Origin of the sequence: Luteolibacter flavescens (assembly GCF_025950085.1) — a bacterium.
In the GTDB taxonomy this organism is placed as follows: Bacteria; Verrucomicrobiota; Verrucomicrobiia; order Verrucomicrobiales; family Akkermansiaceae; genus Haloferula; species Haloferula flavescens.
Window position 1 is genome coordinate 269,799 of the sequence record NZ_JAPDDS010000001.1, and the last position, 22,927, is coordinate 292,725.

The 22,927-nt window shown below is 63.3% G+C and carries 22 protein-coding genes; 10 read left to right on the forward strand and 12 right to left on the reverse strand.

Annotated features, from left to right (window positions below):
* Positions 1 to 9 precede the first annotated feature (9 nt).
* From OKA04_RS01120 to OKA04_RS01145, 6 genes are all read right to left on the reverse strand, one after another.
* Complete coding sequence (locus OKA04_RS01120; protein ID WP_264499272.1) at positions 10 to 891, reverse strand: DUF58 domain-containing protein; 882 nt, start codon at positions 889 to 891, stop codon at positions 10 to 12.
* Positions 888 to 2,423, reverse strand: a complete 1,536-nt coding sequence (locus OKA04_RS01125; protein ID WP_264499273.1) for an ABC transporter permease — start codon at positions 2,421 to 2,423, stop codon at positions 888 to 890. Before OKA04_RS01125 ends, OKA04_RS01120 begins: the two co-directional genes overlap by 4 nt.
* Entirely contained in the window at positions 2,423 to 3,448 is a 1,026-nt protein-coding gene (locus tag OKA04_RS01130) for an ABC transporter ATP-binding protein (protein WP_264499274.1), read from the reverse strand. Before OKA04_RS01130 ends, OKA04_RS01125 begins: the two co-directional genes overlap by 1 nt.
* A gap of 34 nt (positions 3,449 to 3,482) precedes the next feature.
* Positions 3,483 to 5,291 (reverse strand): hypothetical protein, encoded by a 1,809-nt coding sequence (locus tag OKA04_RS01135; RefSeq protein WP_264499275.1) that lies wholly within the window; start codon positions 5,289 to 5,291, stop codon positions 3,483 to 3,485.
* Positions 5,292 to 5,368: 77 nt separating this feature from the next.
* Positions 5,369 to 6,376 carry an AAA family ATPase gene (locus OKA04_RS01140; RefSeq protein WP_264499276.1) on the reverse strand — a complete coding sequence of 336 codons (1,008 nt, stop codon included), beginning with the start codon at positions 6,374 to 6,376 and terminating at the stop codon, positions 5,369 to 5,371.
* A gap of 211 nt (positions 6,377 to 6,587) precedes the next feature.
* Positions 6,588 to 8,150, reverse strand: a complete 1,563-nt coding sequence (locus OKA04_RS01145; protein ID WP_264499277.1) for an NAD(P)/FAD-dependent oxidoreductase — start codon at positions 8,148 to 8,150, stop codon at positions 6,588 to 6,590.
* Positions 8,151 to 8,874: 724 nt separating this feature from the next.
* On the opposite strand from OKA04_RS01145, the gene OKA04_RS01150 reads away from it, so the two are divergent.
* The 6 genes from OKA04_RS01150 to OKA04_RS01175 all read left to right on the forward strand — a co-directional run bounded on the left by OKA04_RS01150 (position 8,875) and on the right by OKA04_RS01175 (position 13,928).
* Positions 8,875 to 9,465, forward strand: coding sequence for an HNH endonuclease (locus OKA04_RS01150; protein ID WP_264499278.1), 591 nt, complete (start codon positions 8,875 to 8,877; stop codon positions 9,463 to 9,465).
* 296 nt (positions 9,466 to 9,761) lie between these two features.
* Positions 9,762 to 10,517 carry a slipin family protein gene (locus OKA04_RS01155; protein ID WP_264499279.1) on the forward strand — a complete coding sequence of 252 codons (756 nt, stop codon included), beginning with the start codon at positions 9,762 to 9,764 and terminating at the stop codon, positions 10,515 to 10,517.
* Between the two features lie 199 nt (positions 10,518 to 10,716).
* Complete coding sequence (locus OKA04_RS01160) at positions 10,717 to 11,274, forward strand: GNAT family N-acetyltransferase (protein WP_264499280.1); 558 nt, start codon at positions 10,717 to 10,719, stop codon at positions 11,272 to 11,274.
* A 19-nt stretch (positions 11,275 to 11,293) separates the two neighbouring features.
* A complete protein-coding gene (locus OKA04_RS01165; RefSeq protein ID WP_264499281.1) occupies positions 11,294 to 11,845 on the forward strand; it encodes a GNAT family N-acetyltransferase in 552 nt (183 codons plus the stop codon).
* Positions 11,842 to 12,402 (forward strand): GNAT family N-acetyltransferase, encoded by a 561-nt coding sequence (locus OKA04_RS01170; RefSeq protein WP_264499282.1) that lies wholly within the window; start codon positions 11,842 to 11,844, stop codon positions 12,400 to 12,402. Before OKA04_RS01165 ends, OKA04_RS01170 begins: the two co-directional genes overlap by 4 nt.
* Positions 12,399 to 13,928: an RtcB family protein gene (locus OKA04_RS01175; RefSeq protein ID WP_264499283.1), complete on the forward strand. Its 1,530-nt coding sequence runs from the start codon at positions 12,399 to 12,401 to the stop codon at positions 13,926 to 13,928. The genes OKA04_RS01170 and OKA04_RS01175 overlap by 4 nt, the downstream gene beginning before the upstream one ends.
* A gap of 144 nt (positions 13,929 to 14,072) precedes the next feature.
* Here the strand turns inward: OKA04_RS01175 and OKA04_RS01180 are convergent, their stop codons facing one another.
* The gene (locus OKA04_RS01180) at positions 14,073 to 14,666 is read right to left on the reverse strand and encodes a riboflavin synthase (protein WP_264499284.1); all 594 of its coding nucleotides are present in this window, start codon (positions 14,664 to 14,666) and stop codon (positions 14,073 to 14,075) included.
* A gap of 8 nt (positions 14,667 to 14,674) precedes the next feature.
* Positions 14,675 to 16,252, reverse strand: a complete 1,578-nt coding sequence (locus OKA04_RS01185; RefSeq protein ID WP_264499285.1) for a putative Na+/H+ antiporter — start codon at positions 16,250 to 16,252, stop codon at positions 14,675 to 14,677.
* A gap of 106 nt (positions 16,253 to 16,358) precedes the next feature.
* On the opposite strand from OKA04_RS01185, the gene OKA04_RS01190 reads away from it, so the two are divergent.
* The 3 genes from OKA04_RS01190 (at position 16,359) to OKA04_RS01200 (ending at position 18,851) form a co-directional block, all read left to right on the forward strand.
* Positions 16,359 to 17,273: a thioredoxin fold domain-containing protein gene (locus OKA04_RS01190; protein WP_264499286.1), complete on the forward strand. Its 915-nt coding sequence runs from the start codon at positions 16,359 to 16,361 to the stop codon at positions 17,271 to 17,273.
* Positions 17,274 to 17,358: 85 nt separating this feature from the next.
* Positions 17,359 to 18,285 (forward strand): thioredoxin-disulfide reductase, encoded by a 927-nt coding sequence (trxB, locus tag OKA04_RS01195; protein WP_264499287.1) that lies wholly within the window; start codon positions 17,359 to 17,361, stop codon positions 18,283 to 18,285.
* 62 nt (positions 18,286 to 18,347) lie between these two features.
* Positions 18,348 to 18,851: a hypothetical protein gene (locus OKA04_RS01200; RefSeq protein WP_264499288.1), complete on the forward strand. Its 504-nt coding sequence runs from the start codon at positions 18,348 to 18,350 to the stop codon at positions 18,849 to 18,851.
* Between the two features lie 41 nt (positions 18,852 to 18,892).
* On the opposite strand, the gene OKA04_RS01205 is transcribed toward OKA04_RS01200, so the two are convergent.
* Positions 18,893 to 19,453: a pseudouridine synthase gene (locus OKA04_RS01205; protein WP_264499289.1), complete on the reverse strand. Its 561-nt coding sequence runs from the start codon at positions 19,451 to 19,453 to the stop codon at positions 18,893 to 18,895.
* Between the two features lie 219 nt (positions 19,454 to 19,672).
* On the opposite strand from OKA04_RS01205, the gene OKA04_RS01210 reads away from it, so the two are divergent.
* Positions 19,673 to 20,731, forward strand: a complete 1,059-nt coding sequence (locus tag OKA04_RS01210) for a response regulator transcription factor (RefSeq protein WP_264499290.1) — start codon at positions 19,673 to 19,675, stop codon at positions 20,729 to 20,731.
* On the opposite strand, the gene OKA04_RS01215 is transcribed toward OKA04_RS01210, so the two are convergent.
* Genes OKA04_RS01215 through OKA04_RS01225 form a run of 3 tightly spaced genes read right to left on the reverse strand, consistent with a single transcriptional unit; the run spans position 20,715 to position 22,835 of the window.
* A complete protein-coding gene (locus OKA04_RS01215; protein ID WP_264499291.1) occupies positions 20,715 to 21,584 on the reverse strand; it encodes a hypothetical protein in 870 nt (289 codons plus the stop codon). The two genes, OKA04_RS01210 and OKA04_RS01215, sit on opposite strands and share 17 nt — an antisense overlap.
* Before the next feature lie 48 nt (positions 21,585 to 21,632).
* On the reverse strand, positions 21,633 to 22,397 hold the full coding sequence (locus OKA04_RS01220; protein ID WP_264499292.1) for a class I SAM-dependent methyltransferase: 765 nt from the start codon (positions 22,395 to 22,397) through the stop codon (positions 21,633 to 21,635).
* A 15-nt stretch (positions 22,398 to 22,412) separates the two neighbouring features.
* On the reverse strand, positions 22,413 to 22,835 hold the full coding sequence (locus tag OKA04_RS01225) for a hypothetical protein (RefSeq protein ID WP_264499293.1): 423 nt from the start codon (positions 22,833 to 22,835) through the stop codon (positions 22,413 to 22,415).
* Positions 22,836 to 22,927 lie beyond the last annotated feature (92 nt).

A 22,927-nucleotide genomic window follows, 5' to 3' on the forward strand; every position in this document is an offset into this window, starting at 1 on the left:
ATGGGGGCGTCACATTGCCGTTTCCAGCGCACCGCTCGGCAGTGCCTCGGCGAAGAGGGCGGTCTGGAGGTCCGGTTCGCAGGCAATGCGCGCCATGCGGCATTGGTGGCGGCGGCAGGCGGTTTTCCACATGGTGAAGTGGTTCGTGTAGCTCTCCTTGTAACGTTTCAGCACGGAGGGCTCGATGCGGTGCGGGTGGCGTGATTTCCGCTCGGCATCGACGAACTCGTAGTTGCCCGCCCAATCCGGCGCGGCCTCGCTCTGCAGGAAGGGAACGAGGAAGATCGGGCTGCCTTGGCGGGCGGCCAGCATTCGCACCGCGTGCTCGGGATCGCCGGGGAAAAGCAGGTCGGACACCAGCACGCGGATGGCATTGCCATGGAAAGGGATGCGAGAGAGGTCTGGCGGGAGGGAGGCATCGGAGGACTTCATTGCCCGGGCCTCGTCCAGCCAGCGATGCGTGGCGATGCTCTCCGGTGCGACCGGTCGCATGGCATCTCCACGAACGAGAAAAACCGCGGTACTCGCACCGGAGCGGCGGGCGGACTCGACGACGAAGCAGAATAGCTCCGCGACGCGCTCCGCCTTCTGAGGGTCGAAGAACATCGACTCCGAGGCATCCAGCAGGACATCCACCACGGGGCGCACTTCCTCGCGGTAGAGCTTCATCGTGTATTGGCCGGTCCGCGCGTAGGCCTGCCAGTTGATGTGGCGCGGATCATCGCCCGGCACGTAGGTGCGGTGGTCTTGGAAATCGAGCGACGAGCCCACGCCCGCGCCCTGGAATTCCCCGGCCTGGCCCTTCCAGACGCGCGAACGCAACGGCAGCCGCAGTCGTCCTGCCGCGGCGAGCGCGCGGGCATGACAGCGGGTGAGTTCCTCGGTCGTCATGGCTTGGTGGTGGCGGCGTAGTTCTCGGCCTCTTGCTCGACCTCACGGATGGTGGAGAAATTCCGCAGCGCGAGCATCAGCAGCAGCACGAAATACACTGAGGAGGTGACGATGCCGGTGAGCAGCACGGGCTGGAAGTCCGGTGATCCGCTGCCTGAGAAGCCAGCGCTGCCCATGGAATTGTAATGAATACTCTGGAGGTGATCGATCAGGTTCATCTGCACCGGCGGCACCCATGAGAAAAGCCAGACATACTCGTCGTTCTTCGTCTCCGACATGATCATGCCGAGGGCGATGGCGATGACGCAGAGGATGACCCCGACGAGGATATAAACGCCGAGTGGATTTTTCGCCTGGCGAACGAATGCCCGCATGATCAAGGCCGGGAGCAGCAGGGTGCCGAGGCAGGTCATCAGAATGATGGTCCCGACGATGTCAAAACCACCCATGTGCCCGCCGAAGCCACCCGGTCTGGAGAAGAACACACCGAGCACACCCGCGATGAAGAGGCCTGTGAAAAGCACGCCGGACGGCCAACCCGGGTAGAGGAAGCGTCCCGCGAGCTTTCCAAGTCCGCCGAACTTCAGGAAAGGACGGCAGATCGGCGGTAGCAATTGAAGCGGCTCGGTCAGGGCAATCACGATCGCGGGCACGGCCACCAGCATGAGCACCACTGCCAGCGGTTCCCGGGAGAAGTCGCCCGCCCAGGCGAACAGGACGAGGAGAGGCAACATGCCAAGGGCAATGAGCCTGCGCGAGGTGCTGTGATTCTCCGCCATGGGCGCGATCATCGAGGCGCCCAGCGCCAGGGCCATCCATCCCAGATAGCCACCCACCAGCAGGAACGTCAGCACGCCCCAGCCGGAGCCATCGCGCTGCAAGGAGCAGATCTCGATCACATCATCGAGGTCATTGCCGAAGGTGATGCCCATGATGCCAGCACCGACGTAGATCGCCGCGGCCAGCGGCAGCAGTCCGCGGACAAGCACGGAGCCGATGGCGGAGAGTCCGACCGTTACGGCGGTGAAAATCGCAGAGCCCGCGAAGATGAGTGCCAGCAGCAGGAGCTCGGCGAAGAGATCCATGCGCCCGAAGAAGTAGCGGAGAATCAGGTAGGGGATGATCGCCGTGAGCAGCAGCGCCGTCTGGCTGACGATGGCCACCCACTTGCCAAGCACGATGCGCCATGAGCCGAGGCGGGTGAGCACCATCAGGTCGATGGTGTTTCCCTTGATCTCATTGTGCAGCGAGCCGACCCCTCGCAGCGGTTGGGCGACGAGCGCGGCCAGCGAGAAGAAAAAGAAGATCACCTTGCTGACGCTCATGCCTGCGTCGCCATCGGAGCTCGCGCCAACGGCCGCGAGCATCACCACGGCCAGCAGGCCCTGGAGGGCGAGGAAGAGGATGACGAAGGTCTTTGCCCGGAGTCCCTGGCGAAGCTCCTTCACCAGCATGGGCGAGAGCTTGTCGCTGAATTCATCGAGCTTGCCCGACACGGGAGGTGGCGTGACGGCGGGGGCGGCAGCACTCATCAGTTGTTCGATGGTTCGGGAGGCGTGAAGGCGGGGATCTCGGACTTCGGCGCGGACGGCAGCGCTCCCTCGCCGCGGTCGATGCGGCCGAGCATGTCGATGAAGGCGTCCTCCAGATTGCGCTGTTCCTTGTGGAATTCCGTCACCTTCAGGCCGTCCTTGATCATGCGGGCGAGGATCTCTGCCGCGCGCTCGGCCTCGCCGGACTCGATGCGGATTCGTCCGCCGGCCTTGCGGCTCTCAAGGAACTCCACATGGGGATTCACCACGCACCAGTCGGAGACCGCCTGCGGGTCGCCGATGACCTGCACGTCGTAGAGCATGCCGCCCTTCGAGTCCGTGCCGTGTTTCAGCGACTCGGAGTCGCCGTGGTGAACGATGCGGCCGCCATTCACGAAGAGCAGCGAGTCGCACATCTCGCCCAGCTCCGAGAGGATGTGGGAGGAGATGAAGATGGTCTTGCCCTCCTGTGCGAGCACCCGGATGAGGTGCTTCAATTCGACGCGGGCCTTGGGGTCGAGACCCGCGGCAGGCTCGTCCATGATGAGCACCTGAGGATCGTGCAGCAGTGCGCGACCGAGGCAGAGGCGCTGGGTCATGCCCTTCGAGAGCTTGTTAGAGAAGCGGTCGGCGAGCGGCACCAGGTCCGTGAATTCCATCACCTCTTGCACCCGCGTCTTGCGCTCCTTGTCCTTGTAGCCGAAGGCGCGTGCGTAGAAGTCGAGGTACTCGACCACGGTCATGTGCTCGTAGTTGCCGAAATGATCCGGCATCCAGCCGATCAACTTCCGGACTTCGTCCGGATGGTGGACCACATTGATCCCGCAGATCTCGGCGGTCCCCATAGTCGGGTAGTCGAGAGAAGCGAGGATGCGCATGGTTGTCGTCTTGCCGGCGCCATTCGCCCCGACGAATCCGCAGACGGAGCCATGGGGAATTTCGAAGGAAATGCCATTCACCGCCTTCAGTTGCCCGAAGTAACGGTAGAGGTTGTTGACGCTGATCGCAGGGGCGGTGTCGGACATGGAAGGAAGTGCCAAGTAAGAAGTGCCAGCAGCCTCAGGGTTTGAAAACCGGACCGGTGATGAACGTGCGCGTTCTGGTCCAATCGATGCCCTTGAGCGTTTCGATGGCCGGGGCGCTTTCGGTGACGGCGATGAAATGACCGGGGCGGTTGTGCAGGGATGCGACATCCTTTTGGATCGTCAGCACGCGGCGGCTGCGCTCGGCGAGCTTGAGGGACGCTTCGTTTGCGAAGGCCAATACTTCTTCCGGAGATGCGGTTGTGCAGGTGAATCCCTTGCCCGGGACGACCTTCTCGGCCTTCCACCATCCGTTCGAGTTGTCCAAGTAGTAGAGCTTCTCGATTTCGAAATCGAAGGTGGACAGGAAGGATGGAGCGCCGCTCTCGCTGCGGGCCTCGATGCGTCCACGTGTGGGGACGATCGCTTTCACGAAGTGTCCTTGCTCGGAGCGGCTCTGGAACCAGTCGCCCTCCACCTCCAGCTTGCCGTCGGTGAATTTCTCCTCGTAGCGCATGCCGCCGCCTTCATTCACGTTGGTCAGGCGCGACCACTGGCCGGAGGCGAGAGGGACGCTGGTGATGACGGCGGGTTCGTTCAGGGTGAAGCCACCGCCGAGCAGCACGCCGGTACGGCTGACTTGCTCCTGCAGGATGTAGGCGGAATTTTCCCCGTCATCCGGGCGCACCTCCATCAGCACCGTGCGCATGCCGCGGCCACCGAAGCCGTCGATGAGGATGATCAGGGCGATGAGCAGCACGCTGGTGCCGAGCGCGATGAGAGGCGTGGTGATGAAGAGCCGGTGGCGGCGTCCGGACTTCGCGAAGACGAAGAGGTTCACCGGGCCGACGAGCACGCCGAAGCCGACAAGGATCACGATGAAAAGTCCGTAATTGTAGCGCTGCTCGCCGAACTCGCTCTTGGTGATCCAGTGTCCGCTGAAGTCGCTCCGGATGGACGCATTTTGCGAGGTCATCCGGGCCTTGTCGTGAAAAAGCTCGATCGTCTCTGCTGGATCCAGCGTCACCTTCCCGCTTGAGACGGTGGCAGGCACGAGCGACACCCGGCCAAAGCTACGATCAGCACTCCGCAAGCCCTTGCCGCCATCCGGTGCAACTCCAAGCGTCGCCAGATCCGAGGTGGCAGACAGCGTGTAGATCAGGAGTTCTCCGCCAAGGCGATTCCATCGCAGGATCGCCGTTCGCGCACCCGGTGTGGCATTGCCCCAATCGGTGTCGGTCATGGCGATGCCGTCATATCCAGAATAGGCACGCCAATCTTCCGGCAGGGAGCGGGCATCGAATTTCCCGGCGAAGGTCTCGGAGCCACCATAGTGCCTGCCGCCTCGGCTGGTCATCTGGCTGTCGAGAGCGGAGGCATTCGGCGTATAGAGCGGCTCGCTCAGGAGGATCGCCGGCTGGTCGTCGCGATAGCCTGTCCGCAGGCTGCCGGACGCTGCGCCGAAGGAGCCGGACATGCGCACGCTCACATTCATGTTCCCGCCGTAGCGGTAGTTCAGCAGCGTGGTGCACGGCACCAGGATGTCATGAACGCTGGTGCGCTTCTCGGGGATCGTCAGATTGAAGGACGAGGTGAGTTCACTCCCTTGCCCGCTGTAGCTGGCGTCGGACGATTCCGTGGAGATCGTGATGCTGCCTTGTTGCTCGGACGTGTTGTTCACGGTCAGGCGCACGGGCAGGAATCCGCCGGGTGCCGGGCGATTGAACAACGCCACCGCCTCGACCCGCGTCTTCGTCTTCGGATCGGGTATGTGATTGAAGAGCACCTCCTGTGCTCCCAGCGGAGCGACGAGGGAGGCGAGTAGGAGAAGAAGGCGGAAGCGCATGGAGGGGAACAGGTGGATGGGGAGTTCCGGCTGCTAGGGAACTTGGGATCGGCTGGAAAAATGGAATCTCGCGCGTCTCACGCGGTCTTGAGCGTCTTCGGCGTGGCACCGCCTTGGAAGGGGATTTCCTCGATCAGCGCGCGGACGATGTCGTTGTTCGTCAGGCCTTCCACGCGGGCATTGTACTCCAGCACGATGCGGTGGCGGAGGACGGCGGGAGCGACAAAGCGGACATCCTCGAAGGAAGCGTGAGGCCGCTCGTTCATCAGCGCGCGGGCCTTCGCCGCGGATGCCAGAGAGAGCGCCGCACGCGGGCTGGCACCGTAGCGGATGCCTCGCGCGGCAGAGCTCTGTCCCGGATGCGTGCCATCCACGAGCCGGGCGATGTAGTTTGCCACCACGTCCGGCAGGTAAATGCGGCGGACAAGGTTTAGCACCTCATCCAGCGTTGAGGCATCCATGATCGCCTCGACCACCGGCTCGGTGCCGAGTTCGCGCTGCGTCACGATCCGCTCCAGCGTGCTGACGTTGTTCCGGGTGACCTCGAGCTTGAAAAGGAAGCGGTCGAGCTGAGCCTCCGGCAGCGGGTAGGTGCCTTCCAGCTCGATCGGGTTCTGCGTGGCGAGGACGAAGAAAGGGCGGGGGAGATCGTGCGTCTCACCGAGCACGGTCACGCGGCGCTCCTGCATCGCCTCGAGCAGAGCGGACTGCGTCTTCGGCGACGCGCGGTTGATTTCGTCCGCGAGCACGATGTTCGTGAAGAGCGGTCCCGGCTGGAAGACGAAGGCACGGCGTCCGTCCGTCTCCTGCAGCACCGGGTTGCCCGTGATGTCGCCCGGCAGCAGGTCCGGCGTGAACTGCACGCGCTTCGTGCCGAGGCGCAGGGTCTTCGAAAGGCCCTTCACCAGCTCCGTCTTTCCGAGACCCGGCAGGCCTTCCAGCAGGATGTGGCCTCGCGCCAGCACGCCGGTGAGCACCAGATCGATGAGTTCCTCCTGACCGTAGAGCACCTGGTTCAGCGCCGCAGAGAGCGAGCGCACGTGCTTTCCGGCATTGGTCACTTCGGTTTCGGAGGCGTATTCCATGGGATAAGATCGGTCTAACGATGCGTATGCTTGATGGTGTATCGGAATTTACCGTGAAGGCGCGATGAAAATTCCGGCCGGATGTTCCAACAGCAAAGTCCGGAAAGCGCGGAATCTGCCGGTGAAATCCGCCCGTGCGTCCTCGTTCCTCTCTTTTAGAAAGGGCAGGAAATCAGGCTAAATCGCTCGATTCCAGCGATGGACACCCTGCTCAGGACGCCTCGGCCACCCTTGGCGATGTGACCTTTTCCATCGGATCGGGCAGGGCCGCCACCGGCCGGATGAACATTGTCTCCGCCTCCATCTTCATCCACAACTTCATGCCGCCCAGCAGGTGCCTCACGGCCTTCATGTTCGGCTCGAAGGGCATGCGGATCAGATGACGGTGCTTCAGGTTGTTCTTTCCGTAGGTCCCGGCCATCAGGCGCTTGCGGGCGATCGTCTCCAGGCGCCTGTTGTAGAATCGCATCAGCCTCGCGAAAATCGCCCCGCCGGTGCCGTTGTAGGGCATCGTGGAGTATTCGCGGTCGGCATCGGCATAGACCGCACGGACCGGGCCGATGAAGTAGGCCGCGATGTCCATGAGGAAGGCGGCGTGCATCAGGTCCGCATCGCCGAGATACTGGTATTTGTTCCGGTAGAGGCCGTGGTACCAGCGCTGGTAGGACTGCGGGTAGATCTCGTTGTGGGTGGCCAGCGCCATCTTCACGCACTCACCGCGCAGGCCCTTCAGGATGATCTTGTGGGCACAGTAGGTTGCGTGCGCGCAGTAGTCGAGACCCTGCGAATATAGAGGATCCATGAAACCCGCCGCATCCCCTGCGAGCACCCAACCGTCCCCGCACACCTCGGTCGAGTAGTAGGGGAGGTGCTTGTAGATCCGGGAGTCATTCTCCGCCGGGACTGCATCGGCAAACATCAGCTTGCCGATCGGGTGCGCCACCAGGTGCTGCTTTACTCGATCACCGATGGGACCCGCGGATGGCGGGGTGAAAATCCGTTCGTCCCACGTCACGCCCGCGGAGAAGTCGCCATTCGAAAGCGGGATGATCCACGACCACCAGCCATGGCCCATCAGGTGATTCGTCGCGCTGGCACGACCCACGGACGGGCCGCCTTTCAGGCACTCGGCCTTGGTCCGGGCCTCATGGGAATCCAGAGTGAGCACATTGGAAAAACGCACCCACATCGAGTGGACCGGGTGATCCTCCAGCTTCCGCCACAGCCCGCGCTGGCGGGCGACCAGCGCTGCCTTGCCCGAGCAGTCGGCCACCCATCCGGCGGTGATGGTCCGGGTCTCGCCGTTGTGTTTCACCACCACGGAATTCTTGCCGGCTCCAGCCAGCTCGAAGGATTTGATCGAAGCGGGCCGCAGGAGTTCACAGCCCTCCTTCTGCGCCTGCTCCAGCATGTGCTCGTCCAGCTTCGAGCGGTCGAGCTGGTAGGTGGGAAAGCGCGCCTGCGAATTCGGCCCGATCTCGGAGCAGGAATTCGGGCAGTCGTTCTCCGGCGTGGTGAACCACATGCGCAGCCCGTGCTTCTGGAAGTGCTCGCAGGAGAGGTAATGCGTCAGCCCCAGCACCCGCGTGATGAAGCATCCGGCGACTTCCGAGGTCGACTCGCCGACCTTCCGGTCAAAGGCCTCGGATTTCTCCACGATCAGCACCCGCGTTTCCGGGCGGGCTCGCTTCAGCAGGAGCGCCAGCGCCGATCCGGAGAATGCTCCGCCAAAGATCACAACGTCGTAGTCGGTCGCGGAGGGGGTAGCATTCATGTGGCGAAGTCCTGCGAGCTTAGCCACATGAGCAGTCCACGCAAGGGACAAGCGAAGGGTGTCATTCTGCATGATCGCCGGAATCATCGTCCGATCGGCAGGGGATAGATGCGAAAAGATGAACTTTTCTGAAAATCCGCATTGACCGGTCGGTGTGAGATGCATATCTACCTGCAACTTCATTCCACGCCGATGCTTCGCCACCGATCCAAACCCGAAAGCCGCGAGGCCCTCGTTTCAGAGGTCTCCTCCGCTTGGCGCCGGGTCCTCGGTTCCGCGATGTCAGGTCTGAATACGCTGACGATTCAAGGAATGACCTTCGCCGATTATCCGGCACCCACTCGAAGCAGGAACAGGCCGCTCTCGGCCTGACAAGCCGCCTAAATCCTAGGATTTTCCGCCGCCCTGCTTCCATTGGAAGCGGGGCTTTTTGTTTCCCGGCATCACGCCCCCGATTTTAATCCCTACCATTTTCCCGATTTGACCACCTCGACCTCGTGTCCCGACTAGCGCGGTTCCTCTGAACCCCTCCGTCCTGCCCGACGGCAACTTTCTTTTCCGGTCCGGAAGCCGACTTTCCAGCCCGTGCAGGTGCACGTTTGCTTGGAAAAGGCATATCTTGGTTCGTTGGTGAATTGTTGTCTTTTTTCTGGCGATCCACGCTGGAAATCCGGGTGGAGGATGATGGGTCCCGGCCGTCCTCAAACTCCTCTCCCAATCGACCATGACCTTCCCCGACATCCATCGCTCGACCGTCCTGGTATTGAACCGCTTCTGGCAGGCCATCGACACCGTCACACCCGTCGAAGCCTTCGGCCACCTCGCCTCCGGAACCGCCCGCGCCCTGCGCATTGAAGGCGATTCCATGCAGCCCTTTGACTGGGCGGACTGGCGGGGATTGCCGGTGGCGGAGGGGCATGCGGGCATCGGCACGCCTCGCGGCCCGGTGCTCATTCCCACGGTCATCGTGCTCAGTCGCTTCGACCGGGTGCCGATGCACCGGCCGAAATTCGGCTTCCGTGCACTGTGGGAGAGGGACGGCGGACGGTGCCAGTACACCGGCCGGAAGCTCACCCCGGCGGAAGCGAATATCGACCACGTCCTGCCACGGTCCCGGGGCGGGACCGACGATTGGGGGAACTGCGTCCTTTCCGACAAGGCGATCAACAGCCGAAAGGGCGCACGGACGCCCTCCGAAGCGGGCCTGCGCCTGCTATCCCAACCTCGTATCCCGCGCGCCGTGCCCGTCACGCAGCGGATCCGCAACCTCTGGAACATCCCTGACTGGGATCACTTCCTGCCACTCGCGGAGTAACAGACCACGCGGCCATGAAGGGTCTTCCCGGAATGGTCCCGCACATCGGTCCGCCAGGCCGCACCAGCCATGGGCAAGCGCCCGTGGTCGCACGATCGATTGAAGCTCGATTGCTCCAAACAACACTGAAGCTCCCGCTCCAGCCCCGCTCGCGAGGCAACCGGGACCGGACCCTGCGAGGGCTGCCTCCCGTCCCGACTCCGCTCATGATGCGGGACGATGCAGACCTTCCCGTCCGGAACCGGCGGAGCGGGGCTTGAGAATGGACCCACCCAATCTAACAGAAAATTTCCTCCATGAATCCCATCATCATCGTCTCGCTCTTCGTGACCGCTTGCGTCGCGTTGATCGCTTGGAATGTCTGGGTGACCACCGTGGTCGTCCGTCAGCACGAGGCCGCCTTGCTCTTCCAGCATGGCAAGCTCGTCAGGACGCTCGCTGCCGGTCGTCACTGGTTTCTTGGCACGGGTTACGAGGTGAAACGCTTCGACATCCGTCGATCGGATCTCCAGGTCGCCGGTCAGGAGTTCCTCACCGCCGACAAGGCCGGACTGAAGGTCAGCGCCGTGGTCGAATACCACATCGCCGATCCGGTGGCTTTCTCGGGCGTGGCGGAAAATCCGCTGGGCTCGCTCTACCATGCGGCCCAGATCGCCTTGCGCGACGTGATCGGCAGCCAGGACCTGGAAGCCATCATTGATCGCAAGACCGACCTCTCGGCCGCCCTCGTCGTCCGGGTGAAATCCCACGCGGAAGACCTCGGCCTCGCGCTCGATGGCATCCACGTGAAGGACATCATCATCGCCGGTGATCTCCGGAAGGTCTTCACCGAAGCGCTCACCGCCCGGCAGCAGTCGCTCGTGGTCTTGGAAAAGGCCCGCGCGGAAGCCGCCGCCATCCGGACGCTTGCGAATGCGGCGCGGGTCTTCGAGGCCCATCCGGCATTGCTCCAGCTCAAGTTCCTCCAGGCCATCGAAAAGGCCCCGGGAGGAATTGCCCAACCTCTGGCACTCGGCACGGCCGGCCACTGGTTGGACTTCCTCAAGAAGTAGCGATGGGGGTGAGGGGACGAAAGTTCCTTCACCCCTTTCCCATCCATCGATTCATCCATCCGACCCCTCACCACCATGGACGTCGCCACCCTCATCCTCGCCTCCCTGGCGCTCGCCTTCGCGGCGCGGTTCGCCTGGCTCGAACTGCGCGGAAACTGAAGCCGCGCGCTCCTTTCCACCCCACCCAACTTTCAAAATCATGAAGACTCTCAATACTGTAGCAGCCCACGTCATCGAAACCGAACGCCTGCAACTCCGCGCACCGAACCGCGGTGATCTGGAAACCTACCTCCGCCTCGCCGGGGACCCGCGTGTCGCACTGAAGACCACGGGCATCCCGCATCCGCTCCGTGAAGCCGACGCCAACGAATGGCTGGCACGCGCGAACTACGGCACACGTCGTACATTCGTCATCGCCCGCAAGGAGGACGCCGGCATGATCGGGGCCGTCCACCTGGAGACTCGCCCGGACCGCGTGAGTGCGGAGGCCGGGCTCTGGATCGGCGTCCCGTATTGGCGGCGCGGCTATGCGACCGAGGCCCTCCGCGGCATCCTCCGCGATGCCTTCGGGGAGCGGGGCCTGCTCTACATCACCACCGGCATCCCGACAGGGAATCCCGCCGCCGAGCGCGTGCTGCGCAAGGCGGGCCTGAAATTCGAAAGCCTCGTCGAGGGCGGATTCCGCCGCGAGGGCATCATCCAGGACCGGGTGAACCACGGACTCTTTGCGGACGAGTGGGAAGCCCTCCATTGTTGAAACAACCAGACGTATTCTTGTGAAATTTGAGACCGACAGACTGATCCTGAAGCCGCCCGCCGCGGAAGACATCGGCGCCATCGTCGCGGTGGCGAATGATCCGTGGATCGCGGAGATGACCCTGATGCCGCACCCCTACCTGCAACGCGACGCCCTCGCGTGGATCGCGAAGGCGAAGGAGGACTGGGAGAGTCATGGACATGGCGGGCTGGCGATTTTCACCCGGACGGGCATGGCATTCGCCGGCGCGATCGGGCTGAAGGCCACGGAAGCGCCCGGGGTCTGCAGCGTCGGCTACTGGCTCAGCCCCGCCGTCTGGGGACGTGGCTTTGCGACCGAGGCGCTGCGGGAGATGCTGCGGTATGGCTTCGAGGTCGTCGGACTCCAGAAAATCGAGGCGTGCCATGTCATCGAGAATCCGGCCTCGGGGAAGGTGATGGAAAAGGCGGGCCTGATCCACGCCACCCCCGAGGACCTCCCGGCCCGCGACGGCCAGGGGATGGTGCCGGGCATCGTCCGCCACATCACCGCCGACGAATGGCGGGCCACCCAATTCGCATCCACGCCATGAACGGACCCATTCTCAAAACGAACCGTCTCATCCTGCGACCACCTGTGCCGGAGGATGAGACGGCCATCCAGCATCATGTCAGCGACCGCCGCATCGCGGAGACCACGGCGCTGATCCCGCATCCCTATCCCGCCGGCGGGGCACTCGAGTGGATCCGCCGCTCGGAGGTCACGCTGCGCGAGGGCAGGGGTGTGGACTTCTCCATCCTGCTCCGGGACAGCGGTGAATTCGTCGGCGTGGTCGGCTTGATCGATCGCGGCGAGGAGTCCTCGCTCGGCTACTGGATCGGGGTTCCTCATTGGGGGCGGGGCTACGCGACGGAGGCGGTGCACCGGGTGATCCGGCACGCCTTCAATGCACGCCGTCTCCCTGCGCTGCACGCCTATCACTTCGCCCACAATCCCGCCTCCGGCCGCGTGATGCAAAAGGCCGGGCTGCTCTACCAGGGCGTGGAGCCGCTTGGCGCGTCACGCAATGGCATCCGCCATGACCGCGTCTGCTACGGCGTCACTGCCGCACAGTGGCGCGACAATCTCAAAACCTTCTCTCTCGTATGAAACTACTCTGCTCCCAGGACCTGATCGACGCCGGCTATGAGCCGGGACTCCAGATGAAAGCGCTGCTCGACAAGGTGGCGGAATACGAATCCCGCGGCATCGCGGATCCGAAGTATGCCCTCAAGCTGCTGAAGCGCGATGTCGCTCCTCCACCGCCGAAGGGCGTGATGCGTGAGAATCCCGCGCCGCTCGCCCAGGCGATCGTGCCCGAGACGAAGGAGGAAAAGGAGAACGTCGAGGCGGTGAAGCGGCAGATGCACCAGCTTCTCAAGACCCCGGTCATCGCCCGCGGGGTGATCCTCCCGGACGCTTGTCCTTCGGGAAAGGAGCAGGCCGTCATTCCGGTCGGCGGGGCGATCGCGGTGGAGAATGCGATCATTCCCTCCGCACACTCCGCTGACATCTGCTGCTCGATGTTCGCCACCTTCTACGATGAACGCAGTAGCGTGGCGAAGGAGCTGGACGCGCTGATGTCGTCCACCCGCTTCGGCCCGGAGCATCGCCATCTCGATGACCTCGTCCGCGATCCGGTCAATGACGAGAACGTGTGGCAGAACCGCTTCCTGACCGGCCTGCGGGACCGAGCCCGCACGCAGATCGCGGATCAGGGCGACGGCAATCACTTCGCTTATCTCGGCGAGGTGGATGTCGATGAGCCGTTCCTCGCGATGCTTCGCCTCACCGGCCACGGCGACCTTGCCGACCGCTTCACCCCGCGCCGCTATCGGGTGCTGGTGACGCACCACGGCTCGCGGAGCCTCGGGGCGCACGTCTTCAAGCGCGGGCAGATCGCCGCGGAAAAACACGTCGCCCGGACCGCCCAGCACATCCCGCCCGCAGCGGCGTGGATCGATGCGAATTCCGACACCGGACGAGACTACTGGCATGCGCTGCAATACGTCGCGCGCTGGACGAAGGCGAACCACCGCGCCATCCACCAGCGGTTCCTGGAACGCATCGGCAGCGCGTCGGTCGCGGAGATCGGGAACGAGCACAACTTCGTCTGGCAGCGCGGCGACACCTTCTACCATGGCAAGGGCGCGACGCCCGCGTGGAAGGATGAGCAGGGACGCCCGCAGCTCGGGCTGATCCCGCTGAACATGGCCGAGCCCATCCTGCTGGTGCTGGGCGGCGACCGCGACGAGTTCCTGTCCTTCGCGCCCCATGGTGCAGGCCGGAATCTCTCCCGCACGGCCATGCGGAAGAAGTTCCCCGACCAGGCATCGCGACGGCATGCGATCGAGCGCAGCACGAAGGACATCGACGTCCGGTGGTACTGCGGCAAGCCCGACCTCAGCGAGACTCCGCTTGCTTACAAGAACGCCGCCCAGGTGCGGGCGCAGATCGGCGAGTTCGGCCTTGCGGAGATCATCGCGGAGATCCGTCCGCTTGGCTGCATCATGGCCGGCGACAGCGGTCGCTCATGGCGCGACCGAGAAGAAGAACTCACTCCGAAACAGAAGCGCCAGATCCAGCACCGCGCCGAGCGGCGACGAGTGAAGCAGGACCTGATGGATGACTTCTGAACTTTCTCCCGGGAGCGCCGGTCATTAGACCGGCCCGAGCAATCCCTCGAAGCTGCCAGCCCACAAAGGACACGAAACAGGCCTCTTCCTTTTCGCCAATTTCGCAAGTTTCGTTGTCCACCATTTCACAGCACCAAGCCCCACCTAGCGGCTCATCCCCGCCATCAGCTTCGCCACATGCTTTGCGAGCAGGTCGGCTTCCAGATTCACCCGGGCTCCCACTTTTAGCCCCGGCAAATGCGTCACCGCGAAGGTGTGCGGCGTGATCCAGAAACGCGCGCGATCCTCGCCGAGTTCCGCGATAGTCAGGGAAATCCCGTCCACGCACAGCGATCCCTTGTTGATGCACAACTTCGCGATTTCCGGCGGCAGGGAGACGTCGAAGATGTGATCCTGACCGCGTTCCTCAAGCGCGAGCACGCTGCCGGTCGAATCGACGTGGCCTTGGACGAAGTGCCCTCCGAAGCGGTCGCCTGCACGCAGGGCGCGCTCAAGATTGACGATGGCTCCGTCCGTCAGGTCGCCCAGCGAGGTGATCGCGAGCGTCTGGCCGAGCAGGTCGAAGCTCGCGCCACCTTGATCGATGTCCGCGACGGTCAGGCAGCATCCATTCACCGCGACGGACTCGCCCATTTCGAGTTCGGCGGCGAATGGGATTTCCAGCGAAAGGCGGGCTTGTTCACCGCGGCGCTCGAACGAGCGGACGCGGCCGATGGCTTCTACGAGTCCGGTAAACATGAGAGTGGTCAGTTGGCAGGGGATTCCGCGGCGGCTTCCTGAGGTGGCAGGGCGAACATTTCATCGATGCCCCGGTCAGGCAGCAGCATCATGCAGCAGGCGACGATGAACGTGGGGACCAAAGCGGCGGTGGCCAGTTTCGCGGGCGAAACTCCGTCGCCGAAGAACCGGGAAAGCAGGGCCTGTCCCGCGGGGTTCGGAGCATTCGCGATGACGGTGAGGCCGCCACCGGTCACGGCACCGGCGAGCACGGCGTATTTCAGTTGCGGGCCGAGTCCGTCCACCTGGCTCGCAAGGAAGGTGATCGCCGCGTTGTCATTGAAGGATGTGAGAATGGTCGCACCGATGAATAGTGGCCATTCGCTCAAACTCGTGATGATCGGAGCCAGCCACCACCCCTGCAGCCCTCCATGGACCACCAGGCCGGCGAGGAAAAAGCCGACAAGAATCGGTCCGCGCAGTACCACCGGCGATTGGTGATGTGCTGTTGCCTGCGAGAAGGCGAGGAAGACTAGAAAGCCACCGATAAAGAGTGGGGGGTAGTGGGCGAAGGCCACCGTGAATGCCATGAAGCCCAGATGAGTCAGTGTCACGAAAAGCGGGACAGAGCTATCCTTCTCGATCAGGTCGCCCTTGCCATCGCCATCATGATCGCCCGCTCGCAAGGCCATTTCGGCGAGTTCGTTCCTGAAAAATGCGAAGTAGAGCAAGGTGGAGATCACGATGGCAACGACCGCCTTGTCGCCGTAGTGCATCAGCATCTCCATCGTGGTCAGGCCCCATTTGGTGGCCACCATTAGCACCGGTGGAGCTGCGAAATTCGTCAGCACGCCGCCCACCGAGACATTCACGAAAAGCAAGCCGAGCGTCGCGTAGGCGAAGCGCGGCGAGGGCTTCAGCTTGTAGAATTTCTTCGCCAGCAGCATCGCGGCGATGGTCATGGCGCCCGGCTCGGTGATGAAGGAGCCGAGGATGGGGCCGATGATCATGATGGATAGCCACCATGCCGCCGGGCTCTCCTTTCCGAAGCGAGCGAAGAACCGCAGGCAACCCTCGGCGAACCGCAGCACCGGGCGCGTCGAGGCGAGCGCCATGATGATCACCACGAAGAGCGGTTCGGTGAAATTCACCCCGCTCATGTAGCTGGTCACCGTTCCGAGGTCGTAGAACCACAGCATCGCACCCAGCAGAACGATGACCCAGATGCCGAAGATCGCCTCAACCTCGCCGAGGAAGTGAAGCATCGTCGCCTTGAAGCTGACCGTTTCGCCGGGCTGCCCGGAGGATCTTTCCTCGTGTTCGTGCTGGGCCTTGTGGGCCAGCTTCGTGATCGGGATCGCAACGAAGGTTTGTAGGATGGCCAGGACGAAGATGACTGTGGCAACGATCAGGAACGGCTGCTCCTTCGCGCGAAAGGCGAGCTTTGCCCCGATGCCTTCGATTCCCCGCGCAGCTTCCTTCGCCGGGAACTCCGCCATCATCGTGACAAACTCGGGAGTCTCCATTTCATGCCCCGCCGCGGCTTGGGCAGAGTCGGGCATCGCCAGCGCGAAAAGGAAGGCGATGAGGAAAAGGAGGGCTTTCATGACGGAGGAGGCGGGTCGGGGCGGGGGATTTTCCTCGGGGAGATTCCCGCCGCAAGGGAAACCGGACGCATTGCATCCGATTCAAAGACCCTCTACGGTGACGCGCATGCGTTGGTCCCGTGCCTTTCCCGTCCTGTCGGCTTTCCTTCTCCTGCCCGGTTGCGGCCTCATCGGCGAGAAGCAAGGCAAGCCGGAGATGGTGGGCAGTCCCTTCGGTCCCACGGGCGTCCCGCCACAGTTACGCGGCAATCAGGACGGCACGGCGGTGAAGCCGGGCGGGAATGTTTCCGACGAAGCAGCAAGGGCCTTGGCGACCCACGACCCCGACACATTGGTGTGGACCGACCCCGACGATGCGGACGCGCCGTTGCCGGTGCTGGACACCCTGCTGACCGCGCCGAAGCAGAAGGGTCCGTGGTGGGATAGCGAGAGCGAGGCACTCCGCGAGTCGAAGCGCTCCGGCAAGCCGCTGCTGATCTGGTTCACCGACAGCGTCCGGAGCACCGCCTGCTCGAGCCTGAGCGAGAAACTCCTGGCGCGTCCTGAGTTCGAAGCCTGGGCCTCCGAGAACACCGTCCGCCTGGTGGTGGACCAGTCGGTGAAAGGGAAGAACATCGACGACACTACCGCGAAGGTCCTGCACTCCCGCGATCTGAAGAAGAAGTACAAGGCGAGCGGCTACCCGTCCCTGCACGTCCTCGCACCCTCTGGAGAGGTCATCGGACGCTACAAGGGCTACCGCTCCGGTCAGGAGGACTTCATCTGGGGTCAGCTCAAGCAGGCGGTCGCGCTCGCCAAGGAACGGCAGGAATCATGGAAGGAATCCCTGGCGAAGAAGGGCTACCGGGACTGGTCGAATGACAGCGGGAAGGTGATCTTCGCCAAGCTGAGCGCCTACCGCGACGGGAAGATGATCCTCGTCGAGCCGGATGGCCAGCGGGTCCGGACCAATGAAAAGAGCCTCTCGGCGGGCGACCGGGTATGGATCCAGCAGCAGAAGGAACGCCGGGGTATCCAGTGATGCCGGGCCGGGGACGATTCCCGGGTTCCCGCAGTTGACGCCGGGACTTTCCGCCCCGAATACTCCGCGGCCCCGAATCAGGACCATGGAAAACGTCATCATCATCGGCACCGGCTGCGCCGGATACACTGCCGCCATCTACACCGGCCGCGCGAATCTCACCCCCCTCATGCTCACCGGCACCCAGCCCGGGGGCCAGCTCACGACCACCACCGAGGTGGAGAATTTCCCCGGATTCCCCGAGGGAATCATGGGCCCTGAGCTGATGATGAACATGCAGAAGCAAGCCGAGAAATTCGGAGCACGCATCGAATATGCGAACGTCGAGAGCGTGGCAAAGAATGCCGACGGCTCCTTCACCGTGAAAACTTCCGCAGGCGAGCACCACTCGAAGACGGTGATCATCGCCACCGGCGCGGCCCCGAAACATCTGGGTCTGCCGAACGAGCAGTCGCTGATCGGCCGCGGCCTCACGTCCTGCGCCACCTGCGACGGTGCTTTCTACCGCGATGTGCCGGTGGCCGTCATCGGTGGTGGCGACAGCGCCGCGGAGGAGGCCACCTTCCTCACGCGCTTTGCCAGCAAGGTTTACCTGATCCACCGCCGCGACGAACTGCGCGCATCGAAGATCATGGCCGACCGCGCCTTGGAAAATCCGAAGATCGAGCCGGTCTGGAATTCCACCGTCACCGAATACCTCACGGACGACGCCGGCGAAGTCCGGGCCGTCACACTGAAGAACTTGGTGACCGGCGAGGAGAGCGAACTGGAACTGAAGTGCGTCTTCGTCGCCATCGGCCACGTGCCGAACAGCGCCTTCCTCGGCGACCTGGTGGACAAGGACGAGAACGGCTACATCATCCAGAATGCCGGACGCACCTCGACGAAGACCGAGGGTCTTTTCGCCGCGGGCGACGTGGCGGACCACTACTATCGCCAGGCCGTGACCGCTGCCGGCCAAGGCTGCGCCGCAGCGCTCGAAGCCGAGCGCTACCTCGCCGATCACGAGTGAGATACGTAACTTCCGGAATCCAGGCTGGACGCCTGATTTCCGGAAGCTATCGTTTTTATCTCATGCGTTTCAAATCCGTCGTCGCCGCGTGTGGCCTCCTTCTGGCAGGCATCCCAGCGGCGTCGGCGCAAGGCGACTACCTCGAGTGGGCGGGTGCGAACGGCTTGATGGGTCCTCTCGCCGAGCCGGATGCCGATCTGGATACGGACGGCATCACGAATCTGATGGCATACGCCTTTGACCTCGCCCCGGCGAACGACCCGGACGCATGGGAAAAGCTGCCTTCACTGGCTTTCCTCGGTGATCCGCCGGAGCCGGTGATGACCTTTGTGCTGCCCCGGGAAATCCCGCGCGACGTCAGCTACGTGGTCGAACTCGTCCGCGAGGACGGCAAGCGCGTCGAAATCGCCCGCAAGAACGGCCGTGGCCCGTGGAAGGGCACCGGCGAAATTTTCCGCCGCAAGCTGGACGATGGGTGCACCGAGATCACGGTGGAGACCCCGCTGGACATGCCGATCCCTGAGGGCGATCGCCCGCTCCGGTTGCGAGTCGAGTTCCTGCCGTGAGATTTACTAAGGGGCGGCAAGTCCTTTTGAATCAATCGATTTTAGCTCAATAGCTGTCGATCATCTGGCGTCAATTCGCGCCATGTTCCGTGCTCCACGCTGGTGAGCGGGAGTCGCCCGATCTTGGCGCGGATCAGTCTCAGCGTCGGGAAACCGACGGCTGCGGTCATCCGGCGGACCTGCCGGTTTTTCCCTTCCGTCAGCACGAGTTCGATCCAACGGTCCGGCACGCTTTTGCGGAAGCGTACGGGTGGATCACGCGGTGGATAGCCCGGATCAGGGAGCAACCGGGCTTGGCACGGCAGGGTGCGGTGACCCTTCAGATCGATCCCGCCAGCCGCGAGCTTTCGCATGACCGCCTCGTCCGGATCGCCCTCCACCTGCACGTGATAGGTGCGCGGGTGGCCGTGGCGTGGATCGAGGAAGCGCTCGACGAGGCGCGGCTCGTTTCCGAGCAGGATCAGGCCCTCCGAGTCCTGATCGAGCCGCCCGATGGGAAAGATCCCTTTTGGAAATCCGAACTCCGCGAGCGTGCGCTGCCCGGGTTGATCGGGCGTGAATTGGCTCAGGACCCCGTAGGGTTTGTGGAAGGCGACCAGCATCAGGAAAGCTCCGGGATTGAAAGTGAATGGCCCCGCCAATCACGAGGACTGACGGGGCCATCTTTTCCCCCCCCAGGGAAAGCTTTTGATTCGGGGGTGATGCGGCTCGCGTCAACCCTGAACTTGCGAATGTAATGCCATACTACACCTCTTTCAACAATGCGTGTTGATACTTACGGAGGACTACGTATCGTTGCTCAGGCATTCACTCTCTCAATCGTGCTCGGAACTTCCTACTTCGAACTGGCTCAGGCAATCTATAAGGCGACGAATTTCGATGATGTCGTCGATCTTCTCGTCGCGAAATTGCCGAGCCTCATCGGCACCGAAGAAGCGGTGATCAGCGGCACCTCGCCGATCGCGGGTGTCTGCTCGGTCTTCGGCCACGGGCCGATGAAGAAGCTGGTGCAGGAGCGAACCGAGGTGATGAACCGCCTGATCGGCAGCCACCCGATCATGAACCGGGTGGACTTCAACAACCCCGGCGACCTCGGCTTCGCGATGAGCGACTACGTCTCGCCCGAGGAATATCGGAATGCCGAATTCACGCGCCAGGTGTATGGCGACAAGGTCTCGGCCGATGTGATGTTCGGCCTGCTGGTCGCGGGTGTGCGGAGGAAGGCCTACCTGACCTGCTACTTTTCCACGGAAGGACTCAGCGTGCAGGCCCGCGAGCGATTCGATGCGATCCTGCTCACCGTGCGCGGCGTGCTCGACCGGCTTGAAGCCTACAATGTCGAGCGTGCGGTCCGGCAGCGGGTCTTCGGCGCCAGCGCACCCTTGGCTATATTCTTTCTCAATCAGTCCTCGGAGGTCTGCCCGCTCAATCACGCGGCGGTGACCTTTGCGGAATCCCACTGGCTTCCTGACGAAGCCGTGCGCCAACTCACCCCGGACCAGACTTCGAAAATCGATCTGGTCGTGGACGGTGCATGGATCAATCCGGTGACCGCCGACTGGCGCGATGTCACCTTGGATCTCGGTGCTGGTGCATCCACGATCCATGCCCTGCCCAAACTCAGCGGCGAGGTCATCCTGATGATTCCCATCGCCGGAAAGGACCCAAATGCCGAGGAGGCCGTGACCATTCTGACTCGCCGCCAGCGCGAGATCATGGACTGGATCGCGGAAGGAAAGACGAGTGCCGAGGCAGCCATCATCCTGGGCATCAGCCCGCGCACAGTGGAGAAGCACCTCGAAGCCGTCTTCCAGCGCCTCGGCGTGGAAAACCGGATCGCAGCAATGCGCCGCTACCTGGATCTCAAGCGCGGGATCTGAGCCGCTCGAGGGCGGCGCGGAATGCGGCGTCCTCGAAGTCCGCTTCCAGCCACCCCGGCAAGCGCGGGTGGCGGAAGGGCTCGTAGAGGCAGACATTCCCGCCAATCACCCCGCCGAGATAGCTGAAGGTGCTCTTCGCCACGAAGAGCACATCACTGCGGACGAAGTGGTGGAAGCTTTCGAAAACATCGTCGTCGAGGTGAAGCCGCACGCCGAGATCGGTGAAGGCCCGGAAGTCCTCCGGCTGACCCTGTGAAAAAAGCCGCACCATGGCGCGGTCCGGACCGATGGCTGCCAGCACCCGCTTCAGCCGGGCAAGCACCAGATCGTCAGCGGTGAAGCGTTCGGAGAAGCGGCCAGTCGAGCCCACGTCGCCGCGCCGCATGTGAACGGCCACCTGCACCTTGCCATCATCGTAGCCGGATAGCTCCGGCTTGGCGGACAGGGAATACTTCGCACGGATCACTGGAGCGATTTCCGCCCACGCCTCGGGATGCTTGTCGGTGAGCTTGTGGCAGTGCGCGACGACATGCAGTCGCCGCGAACGGGCGAGGAAACGGTGCGGCTTCGGCACTGCAACGAGCGGATAGCCGCGCTGCTCGATCTCTGCGGCCGTCACTTCTCCAGCGCCCAGATTGAAGAAGTCCTCCCACGCCTGCGACCATGCAACAGGGCCTGTCCCGGCTGGGACATGGGCCACGTCGGCCACCGGGCTGTGGGCGTAGGTCAGGCCCTTCAGCTTTGCGCAGATCATCGCGGAAATCCGCGCGGAGATCTGCGCGCCACCGCCATCATCGCGGTCGCGGCAGGTGATGTAGCTGTCCTTCGGTCGCAGGAATGAGGGCAACGGCACGCGCGAAGATGGTCCTGAAGTCCCCGCCGCTGGCAACCCCGAAAGCCATCATGGCCGCTCGAAGACCAGCAGGTGCTGCCACGGCAAGGGCCGCAGGTTTCCCGCGAAGCGGAATCCCGCGCTCTCGAATTCCAGCCTGGCCTGAGCCTCTGTCATCTTGTGCAGCGGCTTGATCGGCACGAGCGGATCTTCCCCGCGGAACTCCACCAGAAAGATCCTTCCACCGGGCTTCAATGCGTGGCGGAGCGAAGCCAGCATTTCCCGTGGGTGGGAAAACTCGTGGTAGGCATCCACCATCAGCGCGGCATCCAGCGATGCGGCGGGCAGCTTGAGATCATCGATTTCCCCGAGGTGGGGGTCGACGTTGGTCACGCCCAGTTCCTCCGACTTTTCCCGCAGGAAATCGAGCATCTCCGGCTGGATGTCGATGGCGACGACCTTGCCCTGCGGGACCTTGGACGAAATACGAAAGCTATAGTAGCCGGAGCCGGCACCGATGTCCGCGATCACCGCGTCCGGGGCGAGTTCGATGGCGGCGATCGCCTTGGCCGGTGCCTCTTCCTGCTCGCGCTCGGTCCGCTCCAGCCAGCCGATGGCGGGGTGGCCCATCACCTTCGAGATCTCCCGACCGTGGAAGAATTTGCCGATGCCATCCGGTGAGGCGGGGCCGGTGGTGTAGGGGACGTCCTTCAGCTCCGCGGGAGTCGGGGAAAGAGCCGGCTGTTGCTTTGTTTCCTCCACACTCCGCAGCCAGGCCCATGCTGAGGCCGCGGCGATGCAGAGGATGACGAACAAGGGAACGAGACGAGCCATGGCAAGGAATGCGATCTATGCGTGATTCCGGATCTGCTGGATCTCACCGGCAATCCCCAGCGCCAGATCGCTGGCGTGACCGCCCAACCGATCCAGCCCGGACGTGTCGCCAAATCCGAGAAGCGAGATCGCCCGCGTCATCGGATGCTTCTCCAGGAAGGCCTCGATCTCCTCGCGGGTGGCGAAAGCAAAAAGCCCCGCGTAGAAGAGTGGCTTAGGATCCCGCAGGACGTTCTTCCGGTAGTGCGTCAGGAAAAGGGCCATCCAGCAGGATTTCTCCAGTCGCTCCGGATCGGACTCATGCAGGCGGGTGATCCATGACGCGGCGGTGTCCTTCAGTTGCCCATGCACGATCCAGCTCTGGTTGACGCGCTGGACCTTCAGCAGCTCCATTTCGGCCTCCTCCGAGAGCGGAGCGGGCTTGGCTAGGGATGACATCGACGACTTTTTCGAGGTTGGAACGCCGCGGACCATAGCATCCGTGGCGAGGCATTCAACCGGTCCTTGCGCCCCGGGCGGCGGCTCACTAG